We start from the raw sequence: 25871 nt of genomic DNA on the forward strand, positions 1-25871 counted from the left end.
GGGCGGTCAACCTGAATTACCGCCATGACCGCCCCCGTTCCACCAGCTAACAACGTCTGAGAGCAACCATGGACTGGCTCAACACCATCATCCGCACATTCTTCGACTTCGAAGCAATGGTCGAAGTCCTGCCCCAACTTCTGGGCGTGGGCCTCCTGAACACCCTCATCATTTCCGTCTCGGCCACGATCATCGGCCTGGTGCTCGGCATGATCGTCGCCGTTATGGGCATTTCACCGTCCCGGTGGCTGCGGGTCCCGGCCCGCATTTACACGGACCTGTTCCGTGGCCTGCCGGCCATCCTTACCATCCTGCTGATCGGCCAGGGGTTCGCCCGGCTGAGCCAGTCCATCTTCGGCCCTTCGCCGTACCCCTTGGGCATCATCGCCCTAAGCCTGATCGCCAGCGCCTACATCGGTGAGATTTTCCGTGCCGGCATCCAAAGCGTGGACAAGGGCCAGGGCGAGGCCTGCCGCGCCCTGGGCATGAGCTACGGCAAATCAATGGCACTCGTGGTCATTCCCCAGGGCATCCGCCGCGTACTGCCGGCACTGGTCAACCAGTTCATCGCCATCGTCAAGGACTCTTCACTCGTCTACTTCCTCGGCCTGCTGGTCAGCGAACGTGAACTCTTCCGCGTGGGCCAGGACGCCGCAGTCCTCTCCGGAAACCTCTCCCCGCTGGTGATGGCCGGCATCTTCTACCTCATCATCACCGTGCCGCTCACGCACCTGGTGAACTACTTCGACAGCCGCTTCCGGGCAGGAAAACGCCGTCCCGCGGCCCCCTCCAGCGGCCTCAAGGAAGTCAAGGAACTCGACGCGGCCTCGCCGCTCACTACCGGGAGCAACACATGATCACCAGCACCAGCGCCAACCCCACCGCTGACATCCAGACCTTCCACGGATCCAGCCTGGAACTCAAAAACCTGACCATGGCGTACGGGGACATCGAGGTGCTCCGCAACGTCAGCCTTACCGTGGCCCCCGGCACCACCACCTGCATCATCGGGCCATCGGGCTCGGGCAAGTCCACCCTGCTCCGCGGGGTCAACAGGCTCCACGAACCCAAAAGCGGCGACGTGCTCCTGGCGGGCGAGAGCGTACTGAAGGTCAACCCCGACATCCTGCGCAGCCGGATCGGGATGGTCTTCCAGCACTTCAACCTCTTCCCGGACCACACGGCCCTGGAGAATGTGGCCCTCGCCCTCTGGAGCGTCAAGAAGATGCCCAAGGCAGAGGCACGGGAGCGTGCACGCCTCCGCCTGGCCGAGGTGGGCCTTGCCGAACGTGCCGACCACCGTCCACGGGACCTTTCCGGCGGACAGCAGCAGCGCGTGGCCATTGCCCGTGCCCTCGCCATGGAACCCGAAGTGATGCTCTTCGACGAGGCCACCAGCGCCCTGGACCCCGAGCTGGTCAAGGGCGTCCTGACCCTCATGGCGTCGCTTGCAAAGCGGGGCATGACCATGGTGGTGGTGACGCACGAAATGGGCTTTGCCCGGAAAGTGGCCGACCAGGTGGTCTTTATGGATGAAGGTGAAGTAGTTGAAGCGGGCACGCCTGCGGACATCTTCGACAAACCCAAGAGCGAACGCCTCCAGCGTTTCCTCTCCGAGGTCCTGTGATGGCGAATGTCAGCAACAGACCGATCCGCACCGCCGTCGTCGGCTTCGGAATTTCCGGACGCGTCTTCCATGCACCCCTGATCGAGGCGGACCCGTCCTATTCACTGGATGTGATTGTCACCGGGGACCCGGACCGCGCTGCCGCAGCAGCAGCCGGCTACCCGCAGGCCCGGATTGTCCCGACGGCGGAAGCCCTGTTCGCGCTGTCAGCCGACCTTGACCTGGTGGTCCTGGGTACCCCTCCGGTCACCCATTTCGACTTCGCTTCGAGGGCGATAGCCCACAAGCTGCACGTTGTGGTGGACAAGCCATTCGTCACCACATCCGCACACGGCCAAGAGCTGGCAGCCAGAGCGGCCGACGCCGGCGTTCAGCTGACGGTCTTCCAGAACCGCCGGTGGGACGCGGACTTCCTGACCCTCAAAAAGCTCCTGGATGCCGGTGAGCTGGGCGAGGTCCGGACGTTCGAATCACGGTTCGAGTGGTGGCGCCCGGAAGGTTTCGGGAACTGGCGCGACTCCGCCACCACGGCGGAGGGCGGCGGCATCCTCCATGACCTGGGCGCCCACCTCATCGACCAGGCCATCCAGCTGTTTGGGCCCGTGGCGCGCAGCTACGGCGAAACAGCCGGGCATGGCACGGGCCCGTCAGGTCCGGAACAGGAAGCCTTCGTGTCCCTGCTGCACGATTCGGGCGTACGCTCCCGGCTCTGGATGAACGGCGCCGCCCCGCAGGCAGGCCCCCGGTTCCATGTGCTCGGCTCGGCAGCCGGGTACACCAAGTGGGGACTGGACGGCCAGGAACCGGCACTTGATGCCGGGGTCCTCCCCACCGATCCCGCTTATGGCGTGGACCCCCAGGTCTCTTGGGGGGTCCTGGGGGTGGACGGCGCCACAAGCGCCGTTCCCGCCGAGCGGGGGGCCTATCCCGAGTTCTACCGGCTCCTGGCCGAGGCACTCCTCCGCGGGGCGCCGCTCCCGGTTGACCCGGCAGACGCCGTCGAAGTCTTGAAAGTCATTGAAGAAGTCCATGCCCTTGCCTGACACAGCACGTCACGGCACATCCCTTTACACAGGAAAGCGAGTACCCATGTCTTCCACCAACTCCGCCAGGAAAGTTGCCGTTATCGGTGGCGGAATCCTTGGTGTTTCCACCGCCGTCCACCTGCTGCGTGAAGGCGCCTCGGTAGTCCTCCTCACCGAAAGCGGCTTGACCAGCGAGGCCTCAGGCAGGTCCCTCTCATGGCTGAATTCCGCAGGGGAACGCTCCACGCCCTACCACCTGCTCCGCATGGCAGGGGTTGACCGGTACCGGACGCTGTTCGCTGCCGACCCGTCCCGCGAATGGCTCCAGTTTGACGGCGGACTGATGTGGAACGCGGAAGGCCAGGCGGATGCCACGGCTGCCCGCCACCGCTATGAACGGAACAAGGGCTACGACTCGAAGCTGCTGGCCCCCGCGGAGATCCCCGGGGTGGCCAAGGGCGTGGATGCAGCAGCCGTACCCGAGAACGCTGTCTTCAACCCCGGCGAAGGCTGGGTGAGCCTGCCGGACCTGGTGGAGTTCCTGATGGCGGAGTTCCACGAACTCGGGGGTGAACTGGTCCTCAATGCAGGAAAAGCCTCGGTGGTGGTTGAAGGCGGGCGCGCCGTCGGGGTCCAGCTCGCTTCGGGTGCCGTGCACGGTGCCGACGCCGTCCTGGTTGCCTGCGGAGCCGCAACCCCGGCCGTTGTGGCCCCGCTGGGTGTCAACATCCCCAATGGTTCGCCGGTCTCCATGCTGGTCATCACCAAGCCGGTGGAGCACGGCCTGGCCCCGGTGCTGAACACGCCCCGCGCGGCAGTTCGGCCCAACCCCGGAAACACCCTCGCCCTGGACCACGACTGGTACGAGGAGAACATCACTGAGCATGCAGACGGCAGCTTCAGCATCCCCGATGAGGTAGTCCAGGAACTGGCAGACGAAGCCTCCAAGCTGATTCAAGGCAACCCCCAGCTCAAGCCTGCGTCGTGGAAGATCGGCTACAAGCCGATCCCGGGTGACGGGGAACCGGTGTTTGGCGAACTCGGCAAGGTTCCCGGCTGCTTTGTGGCCTTCACGCACTCCGGCGCGACGCTCGGCCTGATCGCGGGCGAGCTCCTGGCGGGAGAAATCCTTACAGGGGAACGCCATCCGATGCTCGAGACCTTCCGTCCGGAGCGGTTCTCCTAGCATCCCATTCCACAGGCCGTGGCGTGCCGCTGTTTCCGCAGCGGCATGCCACGGCTTCGTTCGTTCTGCCGCATGTTTTGCTGATCAGGTTGTTCACTCGTCGAGGGGCCGCGCGCACCCCGCCCCGGCAGCGAACTAAGATGGATCAGATAACCAACCACCGGACGCGGTTCCGCCGTGTCCTGCTGAAAGTAGCGCGCACCATGCCATCCCAACCGGACGAGAGTGCGGCACTGGCGATTCAGACACCCGCCATCAATGACCGCTCCCTCGCGGCGGGACTGGCCTATGCCATGGGCAGCCGCGTCTCCGGGATCTCGTTTGATGCCGGCACGGGCCTGATGCTGGGCAAGGTCCGGGGAGGCGCCGAGGTTCCGTACTCCACCACGGCCAAGCTGGTCCGCAAGTCCGGCGGCTGGAGCTGCACGGTTGGGGTGTGCAGCTGTCCCGTCCGCAAGGACTGCAAGCACGTGGCGGCGCTGCTCTTCGCCGCCGAGGACAACCCCGCCATCCGCGTCCAGCTGCTGTCACCCGCAACCGCCACCCAGGTTGCCCGGGAGCCGTCGGCCGCCGCCCTGTCCGACTGGGAACAGGCCCTCAGCCCGCTGATCTCGCAGCCAGGGGGTGCGCCTTCGGGCACCGGAGTTCCACTGGCGCTGCAGTTCGAGATCGAGGAACCGGCCCCGCACTTCTCCTACACAGGCCGCCGGGATCCGCTGCGCAGCGTCCGCCAGCTCAAGGCCCGCCCCGTGATCATGGGTGCCAAGGGCAAGTGGATCCGCGGCGACGTCTCCTGGAACACGCTGAGCTACCTGAACTTCCGCCGCGAGTGCAACGAGGCGCACGTGGAGTGGATGCAGGAGTTCCTGGCCGCCCACTCCGCGTCGGCCAGCCGGATGCACAATTCGTCCGGCCTGTGGCTCGGCCTGAACTCCTACTCCGGGAAGAACCTGTGGAACCTGCTGTCCGACGCCAAAAAGATCGGGCTCGCCCTGGTCCATTCGCGCGGCACCGAGTCGGTGCGGCTCGCGGAGGCCCCCGCCGCCGTCGGGCTTAATCTCGGGCGGTATGGCGCGCCCGCGGCAGGCAGCGCTGACCCCGCAGGGGATGGCGACGCGCCTCAGCAAGCATCCGACGACGGCGGGCTGGAGCTTTCGCCCACCATCACCGTGGAGGGGGTCGAGATTGATCCGGCCGCCGTGGGGACGATCGGCCGCCCCGCGCACGGCCTGTTCTTCACCTCCGGCGAGGCCGCCTTGCCCGGAGTTCCGGACCCGGACGGCACCATCACCCTGGCACCGCTGGAGGGTGGCTTGAGCGAGGAACTGCTGGCGTTCGTTACGGCCGGCAGCACGCTGCATATTCCTGCCAAGGATGAGTCCCGCTTCCTCACCGGGTTTTATCCGAAGCTCAAGCAGGCGGCCCGGGTGACGGCGCGGGACGAATCCGTCGAGCTTCCCGCGCTTGCCGTTCCCACGCTCTCGCTGCTGGCAAACTACGGCGCAGACCACAAGGTGCGGCTGCACTGGGAGTGGCACTACAAGACCGGAAACCTGGTCACCGCCCAGCCGCTGTGGCGCCACCCCGGCGACCACGGCTACCGCGACGACACCGCAGAAGCCCGCATCCTTGAGGGCATCGGCCACCCGTGGGAGGTGGTTCCCGCCTTGGGCGAGTCGGCAACCGGCGGCTGGGGCACTCCCCGCCTGGCGGCGTCGGCCGAGCTCAAGGGCCTGGACACGCTGGCGTTCACCGAGGAAGTGCTGCCGCGGCTGCGTGAAGCTCCGGATGTGGACGTGGAAACGGCAGGCGATATCGCCGATTACCGCGAGGCCGAGGAAGCCCCTGTTGTCTCCATTTCCACGAAGGCCACCGAGCAGCGCGACTGGTTCGACCTCGGCATCCAAATTTCCCTCGAGGGCCAGCCGGTGTCCTTTGCGGCGGTGTTCTCCGCCCTGGCCGCCGGCCAGACCAAGATGCTGCTCCCCAGCGGCGCCTACTTCTCGCTGGACCTGCCGGAGCTGCACCAGCTGCGGGCGCTGATCGAGGAAGCCCGGTCGCTGCAGGACAACAAGGACGCCCCGCTGCAGATCAGCCGTTTCCAGGCCGGCCTGTGGGACGAGCTGGCGCAGCTGGGCATCGTGGACGAGCAGGCCGCCGCCTGGCGTTCGGCGGTGGGCGGCCTCCTGGAAGGCGGCGTGGACGGGCTGCCGCTGCCGGCCACCCTGGATGCCGAGCTTCGGCCGTACCAGCTCGAGGGCTTCAACTGGCTCACCTTCCTGTACCGGCACAGCCTGGGCGGCGTCCTTGCCGACGACATGGGCCTCGGCAAGACCGTGCAGGCCCTCGCGTTGATGTGCGCGGCGAAGGAACAGGCCCGGGAGAAGTCCCCCGACGCCGTCGCTCCCTTTTTGGTGGTTGCGCCCACCAGCGTGGTGGGCAACTGGGCGGCGGAGGCCGCGCGCTTTGCGCCCGGGTTGAAGGTGCAGGCTGTCGGCGAGACGTTCGCAAAGAGCGGGCAGGAGGTGGCTGATGCGCTGGCCGGGGCGGACATTGTCATCACCTCGTATGCCCTGTTCCGCATCGATTACGACGCCTACGCCTCCCGTGAGTGGTCCGGCCTGGTGCTTGACGAGGCGCAGTTCGTGAAGAACCACCAGTCCAAGGCGTACCAGTGCGCGCGCAAGCTGCCGGCCGCCTTCAAACTGGCCATTACCGGCACGCCGCTGGAGAACAACCTCATGGAGTTCTGGGCACTGACGTCCATCGTGGCACCGGGCCTCTTTTCCAGCCCCAAGCGCTTCGCGGAGTACTACCAGAAGCCGGTGGAGAAGAACGGCGACAAGGGGCAGCTGGACAAGCTCCGGCGCCGGGTCCGTCCCCTGATGATGCGCCGCACCAAGGACCAGGTGATCAAGGACCTGCCGCCCAAGCAGGAGCAGATCCTTGAAGTGGTGCTGAACCCGCGCCACCAGAAGGTCTACCAGACGCACCTGCAGCGCGAGCGGCAAAAGATCCTGGGGCTGATTGAGGACGTGAACAAGAACCGGTTCACCATCTTCCAGTCGTTGACCCTGCTGCGGCAGCTCAGCCTGGACGCCTCGCTGGTTGACCCGTCGCTTTCGGGGGTCCGTTCAAGCAAGCTGGACGTATTGTTCGAGCAGCTCGAGGACCTCGTTGCCGAGGGCCACCGTGCCCTGATCTTCAGCCAGTTCACCGGGTTCCTGGGGAAGGTCCGGGAGCGGCTTGATGAGGAGAAGATCGAGTACTGCTACCTCGACGGCGGCACCCGCAACCGTGCCGACGTGGTCAGTGAGTTCAAGAACGGCAGCGCCCCGGTATTCCTGATCTCGCTGAAGGCCGGCGGCTTCGGCCTGAACCTCACCGAGGCCGACTACGTCTTCCTGCTGGATCCCTGGTGGAACCCGGCGTCCGAGGCGCAGGCAGTGGACCGGACCCACCGGATCGGCCAGGCCAGGAACGTGATGGTGTACCGGCTGGTGGCCAAGGACACCATCGAGGAGAAGGTCATGGCGCTCAAGGCCCGGAAGTCGCAGCTGTTCGCCGACGTGATGGAGGGCGACGCCCTGGCCGGCGGCGCCATCACGGCCGAGGACCTGGCGGGGCTGTTCAAGGAGTAGTTGCCCCGCTGCTGCCCGGCTTCTCAACACGTTATTCTTGGTGCAAGCAGAAAATACAACGTTGGAGAAGCCGTGCACCAGCAGCCCGCCGCCACGGTGGCCATCCCGTCTGTCGGGCGGGCTCCCCTGCCGCATCTTCTTCCGCTGCGCGCGGACGCGTTTTCGGTCCCCTACCGTGATCCCGTCTGGGACGGGCCCACCGATCCGGTCCTCGTGGCCGACCACCTGAAGGGCGAGTGGGTCCTTCTCTACACCCAGCGCCGCGCCACGAAACCGGGATTGACGGGCGTGGAATGGGTACACGGGACCGGCATCGGCGTCGCGCGGTCTTCCGACGGCGGGGCCACCTGGAACTACCAAGGCACCGCGGACGGACTGGTACCGCTGGAAACGGAACGTCCCGCTACCCTCTGGGCGCCCGACGTCGTACGCATTGGGGACCAGTGGATCATGTACCTGACCGTCCTGGGCGGCGTCCGGACAGACTGGACCGGGAGCGCGTCCATTGTGCAGTTCTCCAGCGGGGACCTCGAGACGTGGGAGTACCTGGGACAGATAGACCTGGACTCGCCCCGGGTCATTGATGCCGCCGTCGCACGCTGCGGCGATGGCCGCTACCGGCTCTGGTACAAGGACGAAGCCCGCGGTTCCAACACCTACAGCGCCGTCAGCGACAGGCCCCAGGACCCGTCGTCGTGGGTACTGGAAGGCCTCACTATCCCCGGCCGCCCGCATGAAGGACCGAAGGTGTTCCGTCTTGAGGGCCAATACTGGATGATCGTGGACGAGTGGCGTGGTCAGGCGATCTACCGCTCGGCCGACGCCACAGGCAACTGGACACGGCAGGAACACCGTGGCGGCCTCATCCTAACGGCCCCCGAATCCGTGGAGGGAAGGCCCGTCGTCGGACGCCATGCGGACGTGGTTCCCCTGGCACCCGGGGAGGACGGCAGGGAACGCGCCCTGCTGGTGTATTTCACCCATCCGTATTGGGGCGGCGAAGACATCGGCGCCATGGAACCGGAGCCCAGGACACGTCTCAGCCATGTCCGGGCGGCCGTCCTGGAAGTGCGGAACGGCAACCTGGCCTGCAGCGGGCACTAGTAGAGCAGGCACGACAAAAGGCCAAACCTTGGAACTATAAGCCAGCTGCTGCTGGCACCGGTCCAAGGTTTGGCCCTCTGCCTGACTCGTTTGCCGGAGTGGTTACCGGACTTCCGGGAGGTCCTTACGCACGCTGCGGGGAGCCCAGCTCCACCGGGTCCTCGTCCGTGAGGTACGCAAGCTCGGAGTGTGCGGCGAGGTCGATGCCGCGCATTTCATCCTCGGGCTTGATGCGCAGGCCGATCGTCTTGTCCAGGATCTTCGCGAGGATCCAGGTGATGCCGAAGGAGTAGACCAGCACTGTGACGGTTGCCAACGACTGGACGCCGAGCAGTTCAACGCCGCCGCCGTAGAAGAGGCCGTTGACGGCGTTGGGGGCCGCGTCGGTGGCGAAGAGGCCGATCAGCAACGTGCCGAGGATGCCGCCCACCAGGTGGACACCGACGACGTCGAGCGAGTCGTCGTAGCCCAGGCGGAACTTCAGTTCGATGGCAAGCGAGCAGACGGCGCCGGCAATCAAACCGATAGCCACGGCACCCAGCGGGCTGACGGAACCACAGGCCGGGGTGATGGCGACCAGCGCGGAAATCAGGCCGGACGCTGCGCCCATGCTGGTGGCGGCCCCGCGGCGGAGGCGCTCAACGAGTGCCCAGGCGAGGAGGCCCGCCGAAGCAGCAACGGCGGTGTTCAGGAAAACCACCGACGCCGACTGGCCGGCGGACAGTGCCGAGCCTGCGTTGAACCCGAACCAGCCCACCCACAGCAATCCGGCGCCGATGAGCACCAGCGGCCGGCTGTGCGGTTTCGCGTGTTCCACTTTGGGCCAGCCGGAGCTCTTGCCGAGGACCAGTGCCAGGGCGAGGGCGGCTGCGCCGGCGTTCATGTGCACCGCGGTGCCGCCGGCGAAGTCGATGGCCTTGATGCCGCTGGCGATCCAGCCGCCGGTCACGCTGCCGTCCGCCGACGAGAAGGCGAACACCCAGTGCGCGATGGGGAAGTAGACGATTGTGGCCCAGATGCCGGCGAACAGCATCCACGCGCCGAACTTCATGCGCCCGGCCGCAGCTCCCGCCACCAGCGCCGTGGTGACGCAGGCGAAGAAGAGCTGGAACGCGGCGAACAGGATGACCGGGATGGACGCCTCTTCATCCGCGGCCAGCAGCTGCCCCATCCCGGGGAACTCGGTGACGTCACCGATCAGGCCGAGCCCGCCGACGGAGTTTCCGAAGGCCATCGAGTACCCGAACAGTGCCCAGAGGACAGCCACCAGGCTGGCGCCGCCAAAGCACATCATCATCATGTTGAGAATGCGGCGCGACCCCACCATGCCCCCGTAGAACAGGGCCAGGGCGGGGATCATCATGCAGACCAGCGCCGAGCTGGCCAATATCCAAGCGACATTTCCCGAATCCATTGGGAAACCCCTTTCGTGATGCGAGGAGAGAACGGAAATCGCCCGTCAAAGCCACTCCGGAGGAGGGACGCGGAGTCAGTACCACGTTCATCGGAGGGCGGCTATTGCCGTCTGGTTCCAACTGTATGGCGGGCTTTTTTGGGTGGGTTTCGGATGTGTTAAATGATGGTTTCAGTCGTCCGCACGCGAGTTTCACCAGCCCCTTCCTTACACGCGGGACGCGCGTACCCTGCAAGTAAGGGCAGGAGGAAAGAACGGAAGGACGCATCATGCGGACCGTGACATACGGCGCGGCGTGCAGCCTCGACGGGTACATCGCCGGCAGCGGCGGTGCCATTGACTGGCTGCACTTCAGCAGGGACGTGGAAGACATCATGGCCGAGTACTGGACTACGGTGGACGCCGTCCTGATGGGCCGGAAGACGTGGGAGTTCGCCGCCGCCCAGGGCATGGGCGGCGAGGCAGACCCGGGCAGCCCCTCGGCAAGCAACGAGGCCACCGGCATTCCGCCGGTCGCCACATACATCCTCTCCCGCACGCTGAAGGAGTCCCCGCCCGGAGTGGAACTGGTGTCCGCCGATGCCGCGGGATTCGTCAAACAACTCAAGGAACAGCCGGGCAAGGGGATCTGCCTGATGGGCGGCGGTGAACTCGCCGGATCGCTCTTCGAAGCCGGTCTGATCGACGAGGTCAGCCTCAATGTGCATCCCGTGCTGCTGGGCTCCGGCGTCCCCTTCTTCCGGCCACAGCCCCGGCGCACCGACCTCGAACTCGAGGAGTCGCGTGTCCTCGCCGGGGGCTGTGTCCTCATGAACTACCGCGTACGGCACTGAAAACAACGGACCACAGCCGCTACCCGATGGCGCGCGCCTCTCCCATCAGCCCGGCGAGCGCATCTGCCAGCGCCACGGCACCGGCTTCAGCGTCCCAGTCCTCCACCAGCTCGTCCGGCGAGTGTGAGATGCCGGTGGGGTTCCTGACGAACAACATGGCGGTGGGAATGTGGCTGGCCAGGACGCCGGCATCGTGCCCGGCGCCGGTGTCCAGGACCGGCGCTCCGGGAAGCAGTTCCTTCAGCCGGTCCCGCAGGCCGCCGTCGAAATGCACTGTGGGGCTGAGCGATTCCATGGTGAGGCTGGCGCCGCAGCCTTCCTCCGCGGCGAACACCTGGGCGTTCAGGCCGATGGCTTCCACCAGGGCCGCGGTGACGGAGTCGTCCGGGTGCCGGACGTCGATCCAGAGGTCCACCCTGGAAGCGATCACATTGGTCCCGCCCGGAACGGGCTGGACCCTGCCGACCGTGGCACGTGCGTCCCGGTATTTCCTGGCGGTATCGCGGATGTTCACCATGATCTTGGCGGCAGCGATCATGGGGTCCTTGCGGTCCGCCATCAGCGTGGTGCCGGCGTGGTTGCCCTGCCCGCTGATGCTGAGCTTCCAGCGGCCGTGGCCCAGGATTGAGGAACCAACGGCCACGGGCTGGTTGAGGTCAACCAGTCCCCTGCCCTGTTCCACATGCAGCTCCACGAAGACCCCCAGCTGCTGCAGCGTCTTGTAGTCCGCGCCGATCAGCCGGGGGTCCTGCCCGTTGGCGGCAGCTACGTCGGCGAACGTGTTGCCGTCCGGGTCCTTGAGCCGGCGCGCCTTGTCCGGATCCAGCTGGCCCGTCAAGAGACGGGAGCCCAGGCAGGCGACGCCGAACCGCGAGCCCTCCTCCTCGGGGAAAACGGCGATGGCCAGCGGCCGCCGGGGGCGGAGTCCGCGGGCTTTAAGGATGTCGACGGCGACCAGCGCCGATGCGACACCCAGCGGACCGTCGTACTCGCCGCCGCCGGGAACGGAGTCCAGGTGGCTGCCGGTGACAACGGCATCCCTGCGGGTGCCGGCGGAGGTGTCCCACCAAGCCCAGATGATCCCGTTGTGGTCCGTGGTGACGTCCAGCCCGCGCCGGCCTGCCTGCTCGGTGAACCAGGCGCGCAGGTCCGTTTCCGCGGTGGAGAAGACCGCCCGTGAGTAGCCGCCGCGTGACGTGTCCCTGCCGATGGTGGAGATGCCCTGCAGCAGGCTGGTCACACTGGATGCGCTCGTTGCGGCAGCAGGCCGGGCATCCGCCGTGGGGTCCGCCGGGGGTACTGTCTGTGAAAGGCTCACTGGTATCCGTTCTATGTGGTCACAGCTGTGGACGACGCGGGCCGGAACCGCGGCGGGACACCGCCGGCCCCGGTGGCGAGGTCCGCAGCCCATTGGCCGATGAGCGGCGCGAACTTGGCCCCGTGCCCGGAACAGGGGGACAGGATGGTCAGGTTGTCCGCGCGGTCGATGATGAAGTCTTCGTTGGGTGTGTTCGTGAAGAGACAGGTGGTTTCCGCGTACGGCTCAGGGTCCAGGCCCAGCAGGTAACGCCGGACGTAGTCCACTACCCGCTCCCGGTTGGCAGGATCAACAACGCCCGTTTGCTGAGCCGCGGAGGGGATGAACGGGCCGCCGTTGTACTCGGCCACCTTTTGCCCGGCAAAGCCTGCGTCGCGCCCGCCGGGAAGGCCGTACGTCTGGATGTCGGCGGCCTTGTGGATGAAGGTGGGCCACTGGCCTGAACCCTCGGGGTCCCGGTATTTGAAGTGGAACGCCTGTTCCTGCCGGACGGTGATCTCCGGCAGCCCGGCAAGGAACCCTTCCGGAAGGGGCAACCGCCCAAGCAGCTCCGGCAGCCAGCCGCCGGCGCTGATGACGACGTTGCCGGCGTCGACCGTTTCCCCCGTGCCGGAAATGAGGCGGTAGCCGCTGCCGTTGCGCTCCATGCTGCGCAGGTTCCAGCCGGTCAGGACCTCGGCGCCGTTCCGCACGGCCAGCGCAACCATGGCATTGACGGCGGTTTCGGCATCGATGACGCCGGCGCCGGGGTGCCAGAGAACCTCGGTATCAAAGGCGATCTGCGGCCAGCGCGTCCTGGCGTCGGAAGGAGAGAGGAGTTCGTGCTCAACGCCGACGGCGGCCAGCACCCCGGCGAGCAGTGCAGGGTTGCGCTCGGGGCCGTAATCCACGGCGCCGAACGGGGTGATCAGCTGTGTGCCGGTGTCCAGGGCGAGCCCGTCCCACAGCGCCTTGGATTCCAGTACCGCCCGCGTGTAGAAGGGGTCCGGGTAGGCGTAGCGGAAGATCCGGGCGGAGCCGTGTGAGCTGGCGTCGTGGCTGGCAGGGACGTTGCGTTCCAGGATGGTGACCTGGTGGCCGCGGGCCGCAAGTTGCCAGGCGGTGGCAGCGCCGGCCAGGCCGGCACCCACCACCACATAATCGGACGAATCAGTCACGAAGTGCTCCTAGCCTGCGCCGGGGATCCAGCTGGTGCCCGCCAGCGGGACGCGGGCCATGGCGGAAGCCTCGATGGTCAGCGCCACGAGGTCCTCGGGTTCCAGGTTGTGCAGGTGCGACTTGCCGCAGGCCCGGGCGATGGTCTGCGCCTCCATGGTGAGGACACGCAGGTAGTTGGCCAGGCGGCGGCCAGCGGCTACCGGATCCAGGCGGGAGGCGAGCTCCGGGTCCTGGGTGGTGATGCCGGCGGGGTCGCGGCCGTCCTGGAAGTCGTCGTAGAAACCGGCGGCGGAACCGAGGGCAGAGTACTCGGCAGCGTAGCGGGGATCGTTGTCGCCCAGGGCGATCAGCGCCGCAGTGCCGATCGCGACGGCGTCGGCACCCAAAGCCATGGCCTTGGCGACGTCCGCGCCGGTGCGGATGCCGCCGGAGACGATGAGCTGGACCTTGCGGTGGACGCCGAGTTCCTGCAGGGCCTGCACGGCCTGCGGGATGGCGGCGAGGGTGGGGATGCCGACGTTCTCGATGAACACCTGCTGCGTGGCGGCGGTCCCGCCCTGCATGCCGTCCACCACCACAACGTCCGCGCCGGACTTCACGGCGAGCGCCGTGTCGTAGTACGGCCGGGAGGCACCGATCTTGACGTAGATGGGGGTTTTCCAGTCGGTGATTTCGCGGAGTTCGCCGATCTTGATTTCGAGGTCGTCCGGGCCGGTCCAGTCCGGGTGCCGGCTGGCAGAGCGCTGGTCGATGCCCACCGGCAGCGTCCGCATCCCGGCCACGCGTTCGGTGATCTTCTGGCCCAGGAGCATCCCGCCGCCGCCGGGCTTGGCGCCCTGGCCCAGCACGATTTCGATGGCGTCGGCCTTGCGCAGGTCGTCCGGGTTCATGCCGTACCGGGACGGCAGGTACTGGTACACGAGGTGCTTGGACTGGCCGCGCTCCTCAGGCGTCATGCCGCCGTCGCCCGTTGTGGTGGAGGTGCCTACCTCCGAAGCGCCGCGGCCCAGCGCCTCCTTGGCGTTGGCGGACAGAGCGCCGAAGCTCATACCGGCGATGGTCACCGGGGTCTGCAGATGCAGCGGCTTGCTGGCGTGCCGGTCGCCAAGCACGACGTCGGTATCGCACTTTTCGCGGTAGCCCTCCAGCGGGTAGCGGGACATGGAGGCGCCGAGGAAGAGCAGGTCGTCGAAGTGCGGGACCTTGCGCTTGGCGCCCCAGCCGCGGATGTCGTAGACGCCGGTGGCGGCGGCGCGCTGGATGTCGGCGATGGTGGCGCGGTCGAACGTGGCGGACTCGCGCAGGCCCAGTTCAGCAATGTTCTGGGTGGGCGCCTGCTGCGGAACGGAGGTGATGGTCATGGGGGCTCCTAGTACGACGTCGAGTTGTCGACGTGGAAGTGGTAAAGGTTCCGGGCTGAGCCGTAGCGCCTGAAGTCGGCGGGGTTGTCCCTGCGGCCGGCAGCGGCGAGCAGCTCCGTGAGCTCGGCGAGGTGCTCGGCCTGCAACGGCTTTTCGACGCAGTCCGCGCCGAGGGAGGCGACAGTGCCCTTGACGTAGATCCGGGCCTCATAGATGGAGTCGCCCAGGGCGTCCCCGGCGTCGCCGCACACCACCAGGCGGCCGGCCTGCGCCATGAACGCGGACATGTGGCCGATGTTGCCGCCCACCACGATGTCCACCCCCTTCATGGAGATTCCGCAGCGTGCTCCGGCGTTCCCGTCGATGACCACCAGGCCGCCGTGGCCGGTGGCCGCGGCGGACTGCGAGGCGTCGCCTTTCACGTGGACCCTGCCGGACATGATGTTCTCGGCCAGTCCGACGCCGGCATTGCCGGTGATGGTCACGTCGCCTTTTTGGTGCATCCCGGCTGCGTAATATCCGGCGTGCCCTTCAATGGTCACTTCGATGTCGGCGGTGATGCCGACGGCCAGGCTGTGCTTGCCGCCGGGGTTGGTGACGGTCCACGCCTGTCCGTCCTCGGCGTTGTGGATGCCCTGGTTGAGTTCCCGGACGGTGCTGGCGTCGAGGTCCACCGTGGTGGCGGCGGGCCCGTCTGCTGCCGGAACGTCCGTCGCGATGTTTTCGGGGGCTGTCAGAGTGACCATGTGTAGACCTTTCCGGGTTCCGGTTCAAAGATGCGGGCGTTGTCGATGCCGGGCAGGCCGGCCAGGGCACGGTATTCGGAGGCCATGGCCACGTAGTCGTCCGTTTCGGCGATGATGGCCGGTTTGCAGGCGATGGGGTCCCGGACCACGGCCATGCTGTCCGCCGTGGTGACCACCAGGGTGTAGAAACCGTCCAGCACCTTGCCCAGGTTCACCAGGGCTTCTTCCAGGGTGTCGCCCTGCTTGAGCCGGGAAGCGACGTAGCGGGCACCCACCTCGGTGTCGTTTTCGGAGTCGAACACCACGCCTTCGCGCTTGAGGTCGCGGCGCACCGTGGCGTGGTTGGAGAAGGAGCCGTTATGGACCAGGCACAAGTCGTCGGCAACCGAGAAGGGGTGGGAGCCGCCGGCGGTCACGGCGGATTCGGTTGCCATCCGGGTGTGGGACAGGCCCTGGCTTCCGGCCATTGCCTCGAGGCCGTGCTCGGCGGCGATGTCCATGGGATGGCCCACGCTCTTCATCACTGCCACGTGCTCGCCGCGGCCGATGATAGTGGCGCCGGGCAGGGTTTCACTGACGGCCTTCACCAGCAGGTCAGTCCCGACGGCGGCACTCACCAGGGTGGTATCCCCCACCACTTTCGTTGCTGCTGCCGTGCCGGCCGGGAGCATGGCGGCGACGCCTGCGGTGATGGCCGCCGTCGTCATGCCCTGGTCCTTGCCCAGGAGGCTGAGGGTGGAGGTGCCGGCCGACACCAGTCCGGGGGTGTTGTAGACGGCCAGGCCGGCGGAGTCCGGCCCGCGGTCCACGATCTGGCACAGCATGGAGGACAGCAGGCTGCCCATCTGGGGATGCAGCGAGGGATTGCGCAGCTGCAGCGCGGCGATTCCGCACATGGTGGGGGTCCTTTACTCGGTGGGGATCAGATAGAGGTCAAGTAGGTGCGGATTTCCCAGTCGCTGACCTGGTTGTGCCAGCTCAGAAATTCCTCTTCCTTGGCGTCTGCGTAATAGGCACCGATCCTGGCGTCACCGCTGAGGCTGGAGAGGATCACAGGGTCTTTCCGCAGTGCTTCCACGGCGTGGAGCAGGGTGGCCGGCAGGAGGTGCGCGTCCGGCCTGGACTCGCCGGGTCCGGAGGGAGCGCCGGGGTCGGCGGCTTTCTCCACGCCGTCCAGTCCTGCCGCGATGGCTGTTGCGATGGCCAGGTAGGGGTTTGCGGAGCCGTCCCCGGAGCGCAGCTCAATCCGCTTGTTGTCCGGGACGCGGATCATGTGCGTGCGGTCGTTGCCGCCGAAGGACGCCTTGCGCGGTGACCACGTGGCGCCGGAGGAGCTGGTGGTGGCGCCCGTGCGCTTGTAGGAGTTGACCGTCGGTGCGAGGAACGCCTGAAGCGCGGGGGCATGGTCCAGGATTCCGGCGATGAATGAATAGGCGAGGCTGGAGATCCCAAGGCCCCGGCCGTCGTCGTCCGGGCTCCCGCCCGCCGGGAACAGCGCTTCGGTTCCGGACCAGAGGGACAGGTGGAAGTGCAGGCCGGTGCCGGTGCGGTCCGTGAAGGGCTTTGGCATGAACGTTGCGGTCATGCCGCGCTGTTCGGCCAGGATGTTGAGGATGTAGCGCAGGGTCACCACGCGGTCAGCGGTGGTGAGGGCGTCCGCGTAGTTGAAGTTCTGCTCGAACTGGCCCGCGGCGTCTTCGTGGTCGTTGGCGTAGTTGCCCCAGCCCAGGCCGTTGATCGCGTCCGAGATGGAGGTGAGGTGGTCATACATGCGGGTGACGCCGCGCGCGTCGTAGCAGGGGCGGGGCGAGTCGTCCCGGGCGTCGGCGGTACTCAGCGTCCCGTCGTCGTTCTTTTTGACCAGGAAGTATTCAACCTCCGCCCCCACTTTGGCCTGCATCCCCTTGTTTGCGAGGCGGGCGAGGGTGTTCTTCAGGATCACCCGGGGGGCGTAGGGCCAGGGCTTGCCATCGACGTATGGGTCGCAGTGAATGATGGCCAAGCCCTCCTTGATAAAGGGCACCGGCGTGAAGGACGCCAGATCGGGAACAGCGATCAGGTCAGAGTCCTGCGGCTTCTGCCCGATAAGGCCCGCGGCGTAGCCGGCAAAGCCCATGGCACCGTTTTCGAGCTCATCGGCGGCTTCCACCGGCACCAGCTTGGCGCAGGGCTTTCCCGTCATGTCCACGAAAGTGGCCAGCAGGAAGCGGACGCCGTGGGCTTTGGCAATATCCGCCAGGGAAATCCGGCCGGCGTCCGCTGCCACCGGCTCGGCCGCCTGTACTTCAGGGGTTGCGAGACTTGTCATCGAAACTGTCCTGTTCGCTTGCTGTTGCTTCCTATGAAACCTTGTTGAACCAGAGTAGTCAAAAGCGTGTTTCCAATGATGGCCCCATTTGTTAACTCTGGATGTCGCCTGCAGCGACCGATGGCAACAGCAACTTAACTCCCCGGAAACCTACGCCTGTTCACTCTGGTGAATCATCGTTTCATCCCACTATCAACAGGAGGAACCGTGGAAGCACTGACAGGCACCATCACGAAGGCTGGATCAATCCAGAAGGTAGAAGGCGGTTTCATCGGCCTTCCCTCGATGAATGAACCCGGCGTCGACGCCGCGATTGGCGATTCGTTCTCCAACCCCGGCGGCTCCGCCATCAGCGCCGGCTTCTTCGAACTCAAAGCCTCCAAGCCCCTTGTTTACGAGTACACCTATGACGAAATGAAGGTCGTCGTGCAGGGCGAGTTCATCCTCACCGACCAGGCGACCGGCGACGTTGTGCGGGCGAAGGAACGTGACGTTCTGTTCTTTCCCAAGGGCACCACGGTGAAGTTCGAGACCCCGGACTACGCTCTGGGCTTCTACACCGGTCACCGCTCCTTCGCGCCGTAGGACGCCAATGAAACCCGCATACGTGAATCCCTCGGCAGTGGCTGGCCCGGTCCACGGCTTCCGCGGCGTCATTTGCGTGTCCTTTGGACAGGCAGAGTCCCTTGCGCTTGAAAACACGGATGGGCTGCCGCAGCAGGACCTTCACTTCACGTCAGCTGATCACGAAAGCCTCAGGCAATTGAAGTCGGTGCTTGCATCGACGTATGTGGGGATGCGGCTCGTGCTCGCCGGGCCGACAGCCGATATCCAGGCAGCTGCAGCGGTCGCGGCAGAGTGCGGGCTCGTAGAGGAGGAGATGAGGCTGCTCGGCCAGGGACCGGGGGTATCGGTGGTGTTTTGCGGACATTGCCACACAAAGACTCCGTCCCTTCAGGGGCCGGGGTCGGAGGTTCATTGCCAAGGCTGCGCCACCACCCTGGCGGTCTCCGGCCACTTTTCGCGGCGAAAAGCCGCCTACCTCGGATTCGCAGCCCACGCCGAGGAGTCAGCATGACCACGACGGCGCTTGAAGCCGGTGTCCATCCGGCAGTGCAGCAGGGCCTCCACCTGGAAGTAGCTGCTGTGAGCATTCAAACGGATTCGATCACCAGCATCACTTTCAAAGATCCGACCGGCGCTCCGCTGCCCCGTTATGTTCCTGGAAGCCACCTTGTGGTCCAGTATGGGGGCGGCGCGAACGCCTACTCACTGACCGGTTCCGGCAGCACCCCCTCTGAATACACCATCTCTGTACTCAGGGTTGAGGGCGGTTCAGGCGGTTCTTTGGTGATGCACGGCCTTGCGGTGGGCGACCGGGTCCGCGTTTCCCGGCCGCGCAGCGCCTTTCCGCCGGTGGCGACGGCAACGCACCATCTGCTGATTGCGGCAGGAATCGGTATCACGCCCATGCTTTCGCATGCACGGGCCGCAGCCGAAAAAAGCGTGGCCGCATCACTGCTCTACGCCTACCGCCCGGGGGCGGGGGCACATGTGGCCGAGGCTCGGGAGCTGCTTGGGCCTGCGCTGAGGGAATGCACTGATCGCCATGTCTTCCGTGAGGAACTACGGGAAAAACTCAGCAACCAGCAAATAGGTACACACCTTTACGTGTGCGGCCCGGCGGCCTTCATGGACACCGTTTTGGAGGCGGCGTTCGAGCAAGGTTGGCCGAAGAGCCGTCTGCACTCCGAACCATTCGGAGGCACAGAACTCGATCCGGGCAAGCCCTTCACGGTGCGCCTGGCCCGAAGCGGTATCAGCCTGGAGGTCCCGGAAGGAGTTTCGCTGCTTGAAGCCCTTGAAAAAACGAGAAAAAGCGTGCGCAACATGTGCCGCAAAGGTGTATGTGGCGAGTGCTCCCTTTCGGTACTGAGGGGCGCACCGGAACACCGGGATCTCTACCTGACCGAGGCGGAAAAAGCCGCAAATACCACCATCATGTGCTGCGTCTCGCGCAGCTTCGACCAGGAACTGGAGCTGGACCTTTGAGTACCGACGTCATCGAGGCAGGCCGTGGGGCTGCCGTCATTCCGGCGCGAATCGCCCGGTTTCCTTTCCCTTTTCCCGCTGACAGCTACAGGTACAGCACCAACGTGGAACCTGCCGCCATCCCGGTACGGACGGAGGCCGGTACGTGGGGAGCCGGCATTCTGGACATCGACGGACATTACCAGGAGGAACTAAGGCAGCGCGAGGAGGTATTGAACCGGGATCCATCCCGCGCCCACGTGCTGCCCCATATGCGGTTCGCCGTCTGGGATGCCATTGCCACCCTGCTCCCGCTGCTGGCCAAGGAACATCCGGAAAGCTTCTCCTTCACAAGGCATGGAAACGCCTGTAGTTGGCGGAACATGCTGCAGGACCTTGAACTGGAATTCACTTATGGAGACGACGCAACCTTGCCCCAGGGCCCCCTTCGGTTCCTTGGCAGCCAGATACAGGACGACATCGTGCTCCTTGACCAGCGAGAGGACGCTCTCTGGCTTGACGCCGGCGTGGTCACCTTCGCTGCAGATTGGTCCCTGGGTTTTGACGTGGGGATGAAATTCCTGGAAGTCCATGGCCCCGTCCCGCGCGTACATGAGGAGCAAATCGTGGCGCGGGCTCAGCAGTTCCTCATGCGTCTCCAGCCCGGAGAGAACTACCGCAGAACCAACTGGACAATGACTGTTGACCGGCGACTGGACACTTCCACCGAAACCTACCCGGAGTGGGCCAGCGACCGCAGCACTGTGTCAGCAGACCCTGCGCTGCCGGAGCGGCTCCACTTGCGGGTGGAAGTCCAGCACCTCATTCGCCTCCCCCACTCGGGTGCGGTGCTGTTCCTGGTCCGCACCCACCTCCTGCCCCTCACGGACATTGCCCAAGTCCCGGCATGGCGGGAACGCCTCGGCCGCGTCCTGGCTGAACTCCCCGAGGACATGGCCGAGTACAAAGGCATCAACCGCTACCGCAAGGCCGCCTCTGACTGGCTGCTTGCCGGCTGACACCCCATCTATTACAAGCCACCGCACACTAAAAGCTTCCTTCGCTGCGGCCGCGATGTGCCTGGTTCCTGACCGGCAGAACTGCACGAGATTTGGATCAAGCGGGTGGCCTCTTAACGAGAAACGAATTGGAACAGGAAGAGCATGGAAACGATCACGAAGGTGGAAGTTCGGACCGGACTTACCAGCGGCCCGTCCAGGACCTTCGGGCAAGCTTTAACAGCTGACGAGAAAGTTCTGAACGCCCGCCCAGACCGCCCGGGCATAGCTGTCGACCCGAGCGGCAAGTTTTTTCTCATCATTTCTTTTGGCTCCGGCGACAATGCAGCCCTCGCCAAGGCTTGGCTGGCTGAGGCCGCAGAATTAGGGCCGGTTCAGTGGTTGACGTTTGCTGACTTCGCTCCGGAAAGCAGGCGCCAGGTCTCCCAAGCCCTCTCTTCTACCCTCAACGGCGTCCGCATCATGGTTGTCGGTCCACTGTTCGATGTTCTTCAATCCCTTGCCTTGGCGCGCACCGCCGGTGCACTCGAGAATGAAGTCCGCAGTCTTGTCACCAACACGGCCGACCTTCCTGTCTACTGCGCACACTGCCGGGCAACGAGCAGGGTCGTCGGCGGCGTCGGGGATGCAGTGACCTGCCCAGCTTGCGCGAGGACACTCGAAATCCACGCCCACCTGTCCAGCGTGCGGGGAAGCTACCTGGCGTCCGATGCCCTTGCACGGGAACTGCCATGAGTACGATGCTCGATAGCTCACCCCGGGTGTCGGGGCACCTGCACCACTCCTTCGAAACACGTCCCCGGCCGTTGGTTGTCCTTTCCGTTGAACCGGTCACGCCGGAGGTAACGCATTTCGTTCTCGGCGATGCCGCAGGGCGAGTTCTCACCAGTTACGAGCCGGGAAGCCACTTGGTCATCCAAGCCGGCGGAAAGCGCAATGCATACTCGCTCGTTGGAGACGGCGTGAATCCCCGCCAGTACGGGATCTCGGTCCTAAGACATGACACAGGTGGAGGATCCCAGTGGCTGCACGCCAACCTTGGCGTCGGCAGCACGGCTTTGGTTGAAGGGCCCCGGTCCATGTTCTCCCCGGATCCAACAGCCAGGAAACTGCTTCTTGTTGCTGCAGGTATCGGGGTCACACCTGTGCTCTCCCACGCGCGCGCAGCAGCAAGGTGGGGCAGGGCCGCCGAGGTGATTTACATCTACCGCTCCGGTGCAGCCGCACATCTCGACGATCTCCGGATCCTAGCTGCCGAAGGTCGGATGGACCTTTTTGAAGCCGTGGGAAAAGAGGCCGGTATGGAGCTGCTTCGCCAGCGACTTCGCGCGCAGCCCTTGGGGACGCACGCTTATGCCTGTGGTCCCATGGGCATGCTGGAGACGTATAGGCGTGAAGGTTTGGCTGCAGGATGGCCTTCCAGCCGTCTTCACCTGGAGAGGTTTGAGGCACCGAAACAGGACCCAGGCAGGGAATTCCGGGTCAAAATTGCTTCCACTGGTGCGCTTCTCTCAGTGGAGCCGGGCGTGAGCCTGCTGCAAAAGCTCCTGGACGCCGGGCACAACGTGGCCAACCTCTGCCGCCAAGGCGTCTGCGGTGAATGCAAGATACCAGTCAGATCAGGAACGGTTGAACACCGTGACCTTGTCCTGAGCGACGAAGAAAAGAGCACCAACACCACCATGCTCTGCTGCGTTTCGCGGGGCACCGAGATTGAGGTCGACCTATGAGCATGCACGTATCCGAAGGCACGAAGTACACCGCAAACCTGCCATGGCCCTTCGCGGAAGACCAGAAGGACTTCCAGTACAGCGTGAATGTTGAACCTGCCCGCGTGCCGAAAAAGACCGCTGGAGGGGAATGGGGCGCGAACATTGTGGACCTTGGTAGGGACGATTACCTGCACATCATGAAGGAACGCCGCCGCATCCTTGAGGCCGATCCCTCCAGGGTCCAGATCCTTCCCGGCATGATGCCGGCCTGCTGGGACCTGCTGATGTACTACCTCAGGGATCTGGCCATCAGCCATCCGGACCACACGCAATTGGACGAAGACGGTGACCTCGTCCGGTGGCAGAACCATCTTCTTGGCACGGACCAAACCTTCGTTGTGGGCGTTGAATCTTCGCTGCCGTACGACCCCATGACTTTTCTGGGAAGGGAAATCCCGGACGACCTGCTCCTGGTCAAGGAACGCGGCGGACAGCTGCACTTCGACGCAGGCCTGGTCACCTTTGCTGCCGCCTGGTCCGTCACCTTCGACGCGGGCATGAGTTTCAATGAAATACACCAACCGGTGCCGCGCCTCACCAGCGAAGGCATTACCTCGCGGGCAGAGCAGTTTCTCATGCGGCTGCCGGCAGACCAGGTGTTCCGCAGAGTCAACTGGACACTTTCCGCCTCGGGTTCCCGCAAGCTTGACATCAGTCTGGAGGAGCTGCCGGAGTGGGGCCAGGACATCCCGCGGCTCCTGGCTGAACGTGATTTTGGCAGTTTGCAGCTCCGCATTGAACTGGAGCACTTCATCCGCCTTCCAATGTCAGGTGCGGTGACATTTAGCATCCGGACATTCATGGCTTCTCTCAAAGACATAAAGACCATACCCGTATGGCGCGACCAGCTGGCCCAAATACTGGTGTCCACGCCAGAAGACATCGCAACCTACAAGGGAATAAGCGACTACCGGGCCGAAGCTGCCACCTGGCTGCTCAACTGACGAGGCCCCATGTTTGGACTTCGTGAGCCATTCCAGGCCTGTTCAACACTTCAACTTTTCTGATCGGAGTTCTTCATGCCACAGGCAGATCTCGCGTGGCTTCTCGCCGCCTTTGCACTTGTAGTGCTCATGTTCCCCGGCCTGGCCCTTTATTATGGTGGGCTGCTCGGAAAAAACAACATTCTCAACATGTTCATGATGGTGCTGAGCACCCTTGCTGTCACCGCGGTCCTTTACGTCCTGTACGGATACGGCATGGTTTCAGGAAATTCCGTTGCCGGCCTGGGCCTTGTCGGCAACCCATTCGAATTTTTTGGTATGAACGGCTTCGAGATTGATGATAAAAGCGGCGGGCCGCAGTCAATCTACTGGGCGGCCTTCTTCGTCCTGTTCGCCGCAATAACCATAGCAATTGTCGCCAGTGGAGCCGCGGGTCGTATGAAATTCGGTGCGTGGATAATCTTCAGTGCCATTTGGCTGACAGTCGTCTACTTTCCCATCGCCCACTGGGTGTTCACCTACTCCAACGAAGAGACCGGCTACGTCGGCGGATGGCTACGCAACGTGGTTCACCTCCACGACTTCGCCGGAGGCACGGCGGTGCACATGACGGCAGGTGTAGGCGCCCTCGCACTTGCCCTCGTCCTGGGGAAAAGCAAAGCCCCGCAGGCAAAACCCCACAACCTTCCCCTCGCCATCCTGGGAGCAGGCATCCTGTGGTTCGGATGGTTCGGATTCAACGGCGGGTCTGCCGCAGGGGCCAACTTCCTGTCCCAGTACGTCGTCATGACCACACTCCTGGCCGGCTCCGCCGGCATCATCGGATACCTTGCGATCGAGAGACTTCGGGATGGACGGGCGTCTGCGCTCGGACTCGCCACCGGCGCAATTGCCGGCCTGGTCGGGATCACCCCCTCAGCCGATGCCGTAAATCCTCTGGGCGCACTCGCTGTTGGTGCAGCATCTGGTGCGGTTGTGTGTTGGGCCATCACCTGGAAGAAGAAGTGGGGAGTCGATGACACCCTCGACGCCTTCGCGGTCCACGGCATCGGCGGCATAGTCGGCACACTGTGTGTAGTGCTGATCGGAGCAGCATCAGCACCGGCGGGCGTGTCAGGGCTACTTTTCGGAGGAGACTGGAGCATCCTGTGGAGGGAACTGATTGCTATCGTCGCGACTTGTCTCTATGCCTTTGTCGCCACGTACGCCATCGCCTGGACCTTGAACAAGGTAATGAACATCCGGGTTGATGAAGAAGCGGAACACCGCGGCCTGGACCTTACCCTCCATGCGGAAGCTGCCTACGCCGAGGCGGACTGACCAGCGCAACTCAAAACACCAAGGATCACCCGAGGAGCACCATGAAGATTGTCACAGCCGTCATCCAGCCCCACCGGTTAGAGCAAGTCAAGCAAGCTCTGGCCGACACCCTGCACACGGGCCTCACAGTCAGCGACGTCAAAGGCTATGGCGTGCAAAAAGGACACACCGAGGTCTACCGGGGTACGGAGTATCAAGTGGACTTCCGTCCCAAGGTTCGGATCGACCTCATCGTTTCGGATGAAGACGCAGAAGGCGTCATTGAAACTATTGTCATGGCAGCGCGGACTGGAAGCCTGGGTGACGGGAAAATCTGGACACAGGACATCTCCAACGTCATTCGGGTACGCACAGGAGAACGTGGAGTCGAGGCAATCTAGTTGGGTGATGGAAGCGGCCCGGCCCCGCAGGTCATGTTGCGCGGGGCGTGGCCGGTTCTACTTCGCTGCCACAGCGAGGAACCGGATGGGAAGCTCCAGCAGCTCGAGCGGACCGTGCGGCCCTTCTCCGTCAAGGAGCAGCGAGTCCCCCGGCGTCATGGTGTATTCGTACTGGCCGTGGCCGTAGACCATCTTGCCGGCGAGCATGTAGATGAATTCCGTGCCCGGGTGCTGGAAGAGCGGGAAAACGTCTGACGCGTCGGTCAGGGTCACGAGGGTGGGCTCCAGGGCATCGCTGCGGCCCTTGAGGGTTCCCAGGACGCGGTATTCGTGCCCGTGCTGGGTGCCGCTGCGGACGGTGAGGCTGCCTTGGCCACTCTTGGTAAATGTCGCGTCCCGGTCTGTGTCCGCACCGCGGAACAGTGCCGTCACCGGGATTTTGAGTCCGTCCGCGAGGCGTTGCAGGGTGGTCAGCGAGCAGGACGTGCTGGCTGTTTCAATCTTGGAGATCATCGCCTTGGACAGCCCCGTGCGGGCCGCAAGCTCCGCGGAGGACAGGCCCTGGGAAGTGCGGTAATGCCGGAGCTGGGCAGCGATCACCTGTTCGAGTTTTCCGGCAACCTCTTCCCGGGCATGTTCGGTCATGTCAGCCATCTTAGGTGGCCTAACCCCCAGCAGACCTGC

Annotated in this window: 24 protein-coding genes; 16 read left to right on the top strand and 8 right to left on the bottom strand. The window is 64.8% G+C overall.

Going from position 1 to position 25871, the window contains the following annotated elements:
• Positions 1-68: 68 nt before the first annotated feature.
• From ACZ9BC_RS10320 to ACZ9BC_RS10345, 6 genes are all read left to right on the top strand, one after another.
• Entirely contained in the window at positions 69-857 is a 789-nt protein-coding gene (locus ACZ9BC_RS10320) for an amino acid ABC transporter permease (protein WP_079595286.1), read from the top strand.
• Positions 854-1627: an amino acid ABC transporter ATP-binding protein gene (locus tag ACZ9BC_RS10325; protein ID WP_476245846.1), complete on the top strand. Its 774-nt coding sequence runs from the start codon at positions 854-856 to the stop codon at positions 1625-1627. The genes ACZ9BC_RS10320 and ACZ9BC_RS10325 overlap by 4 nt, the downstream gene beginning before the upstream one ends.
• Entirely contained in the window at positions 1627-2670 is a 1044-nt protein-coding gene (locus tag ACZ9BC_RS10330; RefSeq protein WP_476245847.1) for a Gfo/Idh/MocA family protein, read from the top strand. Before ACZ9BC_RS10325 ends, ACZ9BC_RS10330 begins: the two co-directional genes overlap by 1 nt.
• A 46-nt stretch (positions 2671-2716) precedes the next feature.
• On the top strand, positions 2717-3838 hold the full coding sequence (locus ACZ9BC_RS10335) for an NAD(P)/FAD-dependent oxidoreductase (RefSeq protein ID WP_476245848.1): 1122 nt from the start codon (positions 2717-2719) through the stop codon (positions 3836-3838).
• A 203-nt stretch (positions 3839-4041) separates the two neighbouring features.
• The gene (locus ACZ9BC_RS10340; RefSeq protein WP_476245992.1) at positions 4042-7479 is read left to right on the top strand and encodes a DEAD/DEAH box helicase; all 3438 of its coding nucleotides are present in this window, start codon (positions 4042-4044) and stop codon (positions 7477-7479) included.
• Positions 7480-7551: 72 nt separating this feature from the next.
• Positions 7552-8583 (top strand): family 43 glycosylhydrolase, encoded by a 1032-nt coding sequence (locus tag ACZ9BC_RS10345; protein ID WP_476245849.1) that lies wholly within the window; start codon positions 7552-7554, stop codon positions 8581-8583.
• A gap of 124 nt (positions 8584-8707) precedes the next feature.
• On the opposite strand, the gene ACZ9BC_RS10350 is transcribed toward ACZ9BC_RS10345, so the two are convergent.
• The gene (locus tag ACZ9BC_RS10350) at positions 8708-9997 is read right to left on the bottom strand and encodes an ammonium transporter (protein ID WP_476245850.1); all 1290 of its coding nucleotides are present in this window, start codon (positions 9995-9997) and stop codon (positions 8708-8710) included.
• 269 nt (positions 9998-10266) lie between these two features.
• Here ACZ9BC_RS10350 and ACZ9BC_RS10355 point away from each other — a divergent pair, with 269 nt between their 5' ends.
• Positions 10267-10830 (top strand): dihydrofolate reductase family protein, encoded by a 564-nt coding sequence (locus tag ACZ9BC_RS10355; RefSeq protein ID WP_476245851.1) that lies wholly within the window; start codon positions 10267-10269, stop codon positions 10828-10830.
• A gap of 19 nt (positions 10831-10849) precedes the next feature.
• Here the strand turns inward: ACZ9BC_RS10355 and ACZ9BC_RS10360 are convergent, their stop codons facing one another.
• The 6 genes from ACZ9BC_RS10360 to glnT are packed head-to-tail and all read right to left on the bottom strand — an operon-like array spanning position 10850 to position 17721.
• On the bottom strand, positions 10850-12148 hold the full coding sequence (locus ACZ9BC_RS10360) for an allantoate amidohydrolase (protein ID WP_476245852.1): 1299 nt from the start codon (positions 12146-12148) through the stop codon (positions 10850-10852).
• A gap of 11 nt (positions 12149-12159) precedes the next feature.
• Positions 12160-13305 carry an FAD-dependent oxidoreductase gene (locus ACZ9BC_RS10365; protein ID WP_476245853.1) on the bottom strand — a complete coding sequence of 382 codons (1146 nt, stop codon included), beginning with the start codon at positions 13303-13305 and terminating at the stop codon, positions 12160-12162.
• Positions 13306-13314: 9 nt separating this feature from the next.
• On the bottom strand, positions 13315-14667 hold the full coding sequence (locus ACZ9BC_RS10370; protein WP_115523618.1) for an FMN-binding glutamate synthase family protein: 1353 nt from the start codon (positions 14665-14667) through the stop codon (positions 13315-13317).
• Positions 14668-14675: 8 nt separating this feature from the next.
• Positions 14676-15413 (bottom strand): protein glxC, encoded by a 738-nt coding sequence (locus ACZ9BC_RS10375; protein WP_476245854.1) that lies wholly within the window; start codon positions 15411-15413, stop codon positions 14676-14678.
• Positions 15401-16309, bottom strand: coding sequence for a class II glutamine amidotransferase domain-containing protein (locus tag ACZ9BC_RS10380; protein WP_476245855.1), 909 nt, complete (start codon positions 16307-16309; stop codon positions 15401-15403). Before ACZ9BC_RS10380 ends, ACZ9BC_RS10375 begins: the two co-directional genes overlap by 13 nt.
• Positions 16310-16335: 26 nt before the next feature.
• Positions 16336-17721: a type III glutamate--ammonia ligase gene (glnT, locus tag ACZ9BC_RS10385; protein ID WP_476245856.1), complete on the bottom strand. Its 1386-nt coding sequence runs from the start codon at positions 17719-17721 to the stop codon at positions 16336-16338.
• A gap of 207 nt (positions 17722-17928) precedes the next feature.
• Between glnT and ACZ9BC_RS10390 the strand changes: the two genes are divergently transcribed.
• The 9 genes from ACZ9BC_RS10390 (at position 17929) to ACZ9BC_RS10430 (ending at position 25187) form a co-directional block, all read left to right on the top strand.
• Entirely contained in the window at positions 17929-18306 is a 378-nt protein-coding gene (locus ACZ9BC_RS10390) for a cupin domain-containing protein (RefSeq protein WP_476245857.1), read from the top strand.
• Positions 18307-18313: 7 nt separating this feature from the next.
• Positions 18314-18799, top strand: coding sequence for a dimethylamine monooxygenase subunit DmmA family protein (locus ACZ9BC_RS10395; RefSeq protein WP_476245858.1), 486 nt, complete (start codon positions 18314-18316; stop codon positions 18797-18799).
• Positions 18796-19773, top strand: a complete 978-nt coding sequence (locus ACZ9BC_RS10400) for a PDR/VanB family oxidoreductase (RefSeq protein ID WP_476245859.1) — start codon at positions 18796-18798, stop codon at positions 19771-19773. Before ACZ9BC_RS10395 ends, ACZ9BC_RS10400 begins: the two co-directional genes overlap by 4 nt.
• The gene (locus ACZ9BC_RS10405) at positions 19770-20771 is read left to right on the top strand and encodes a heme-dependent oxidative N-demethylase family protein (RefSeq protein ID WP_476245860.1); all 1002 of its coding nucleotides are present in this window, start codon (positions 19770-19772) and stop codon (positions 20769-20771) included. Before ACZ9BC_RS10400 ends, ACZ9BC_RS10405 begins: the two co-directional genes overlap by 4 nt.
• Before the next feature lie 144 nt (positions 20772-20915).
• A complete protein-coding gene (locus ACZ9BC_RS10410; RefSeq protein ID WP_476245861.1) occupies positions 20916-21506 on the top strand; it encodes a dimethylamine monooxygenase subunit DmmA family protein in 591 nt (196 codons plus the stop codon).
• A gap of 344 nt (positions 21507-21850) precedes the next feature.
• Positions 21851-22501, top strand: coding sequence for a flavin reductase family protein (locus ACZ9BC_RS10415; protein ID WP_476245862.1), 651 nt, complete (start codon positions 21851-21853; stop codon positions 22499-22501).
• Positions 22498-23487 (top strand): heme-dependent oxidative N-demethylase family protein, encoded by a 990-nt coding sequence (locus ACZ9BC_RS10420; protein WP_476245863.1) that lies wholly within the window; start codon positions 22498-22500, stop codon positions 23485-23487. Before ACZ9BC_RS10415 ends, ACZ9BC_RS10420 begins: the two co-directional genes overlap by 4 nt.
• A gap of 75 nt (positions 23488-23562) precedes the next feature.
• Positions 23563-24807, top strand: coding sequence for an ammonium transporter (locus tag ACZ9BC_RS10425; protein WP_476245864.1), 1245 nt, complete (start codon positions 23563-23565; stop codon positions 24805-24807).
• Positions 24808-24848: 41 nt separating this feature from the next.
• Positions 24849-25187: a P-II family nitrogen regulator gene (locus ACZ9BC_RS10430; protein ID WP_275725950.1), complete on the top strand. Its 339-nt coding sequence runs from the start codon at positions 24849-24851 to the stop codon at positions 25185-25187.
• A gap of 57 nt (positions 25188-25244) precedes the next feature.
• Here the strand turns inward: ACZ9BC_RS10430 and ACZ9BC_RS10435 are convergent, their stop codons facing one another.
• On the bottom strand, positions 25245-25832 hold the full coding sequence (locus tag ACZ9BC_RS10435; protein ID WP_275725951.1) for a helix-turn-helix domain-containing protein: 588 nt from the start codon (positions 25830-25832) through the stop codon (positions 25245-25247).
• Between the last annotated feature and the right edge of the window lie 39 nt (positions 25833-25871).

The organism is Pseudarthrobacter sp. TE3704 (genome assembly GCF_056279405.1).

Bases quoted from the DNA above. Each gene is read 5' to 3' on its own strand.
- ACZ9BC_RS10320 (WP_079595286.1), top strand. From the start codon at position 69: ATGGACTGGCTCAACACCATCATCCGCACATTCTTCGACTTCGAAGCA.
- ACZ9BC_RS10325 (WP_476245846.1), top strand. From the start codon at position 854: ATGATCACCAGCACCAGCGCCAACCCCACCGCTGACATCCAGACCTTC.
- ACZ9BC_RS10330 (WP_476245847.1), top strand. From the start codon at position 1,627: ATGGCGAATGTCAGCAACAGACCGATCCGCACCGCCGTCGTCGGCTTC.
- ACZ9BC_RS10335 (WP_476245848.1), top strand. From the start codon at position 2,717: ATGTCTTCCACCAACTCCGCCAGGAAAGTTGCCGTTATCGGTGGCGGA.
- ACZ9BC_RS10340 (WP_476245992.1), top strand. From the start codon at position 4,042: ATGCCATCCCAACCGGACGAGAGTGCGGCACTGGCGATTCAGACACCC.
- ACZ9BC_RS10350 (WP_476245850.1), bottom strand. From the start codon at position 9,997: ATGGATTCGGGAAATGTCGCTTGGATATTGGCCAGCTCGGCGCTGGTC.
- ACZ9BC_RS10355 (WP_476245851.1), top strand. From the start codon at position 10,267: ATGCGGACCGTGACATACGGCGCGGCGTGCAGCCTCGACGGGTACATC.
- ACZ9BC_RS10370 (WP_115523618.1), bottom strand. From the start codon at position 14,667: ATGACCATCACCTCCGTTCCGCAGCAGGCGCCCACCCAGAACATTGCT.
- ACZ9BC_RS10375 (WP_476245854.1), bottom strand. From the start codon at position 15,413: ATGGTCACTCTGACAGCCCCCGAAAACATCGCGACGGACGTTCCGGCA.
- ACZ9BC_RS10380 (WP_476245855.1), bottom strand. From the start codon at position 16,309: ATGTGCGGAATCGCCGCGCTGCAGCTGCGCAATCCCTCGCTGCATCCC.
- glnT (WP_476245856.1), bottom strand. From the start codon at position 17,721: ATGACAAGTCTCGCAACCCCTGAAGTACAGGCGGCCGAGCCGGTGGCA.
- ACZ9BC_RS10395 (WP_476245858.1), top strand. From the start codon at position 18,314: ATGAAACCCGCATACGTGAATCCCTCGGCAGTGGCTGGCCCGGTCCAC.
- ACZ9BC_RS10400 (WP_476245859.1), top strand. From the start codon at position 18,796: ATGACCACGACGGCGCTTGAAGCCGGTGTCCATCCGGCAGTGCAGCAG.
- ACZ9BC_RS10410 (WP_476245861.1), top strand. From the start codon at position 20,916: ATGGAAACGATCACGAAGGTGGAAGTTCGGACCGGACTTACCAGCGGC.
- ACZ9BC_RS10415 (WP_476245862.1), top strand. From the start codon at position 21,851: ATGTTCTCCCCGGATCCAACAGCCAGGAAACTGCTTCTTGTTGCTGCA.
- ACZ9BC_RS10420 (WP_476245863.1), top strand. From the start codon at position 22,498: ATGAGCATGCACGTATCCGAAGGCACGAAGTACACCGCAAACCTGCCA.
- ACZ9BC_RS10425 (WP_476245864.1), top strand. From the start codon at position 23,563: ATGCCACAGGCAGATCTCGCGTGGCTTCTCGCCGCCTTTGCACTTGTA.
- ACZ9BC_RS10430 (WP_275725950.1), top strand. From the start codon at position 24,849: ATGAAGATTGTCACAGCCGTCATCCAGCCCCACCGGTTAGAGCAAGTC.
- ACZ9BC_RS10435 (WP_275725951.1), bottom strand. From the start codon at position 25,832: ATGACCGAACATGCCCGGGAAGAGGTTGCCGGAAAACTCGAACAGGTG.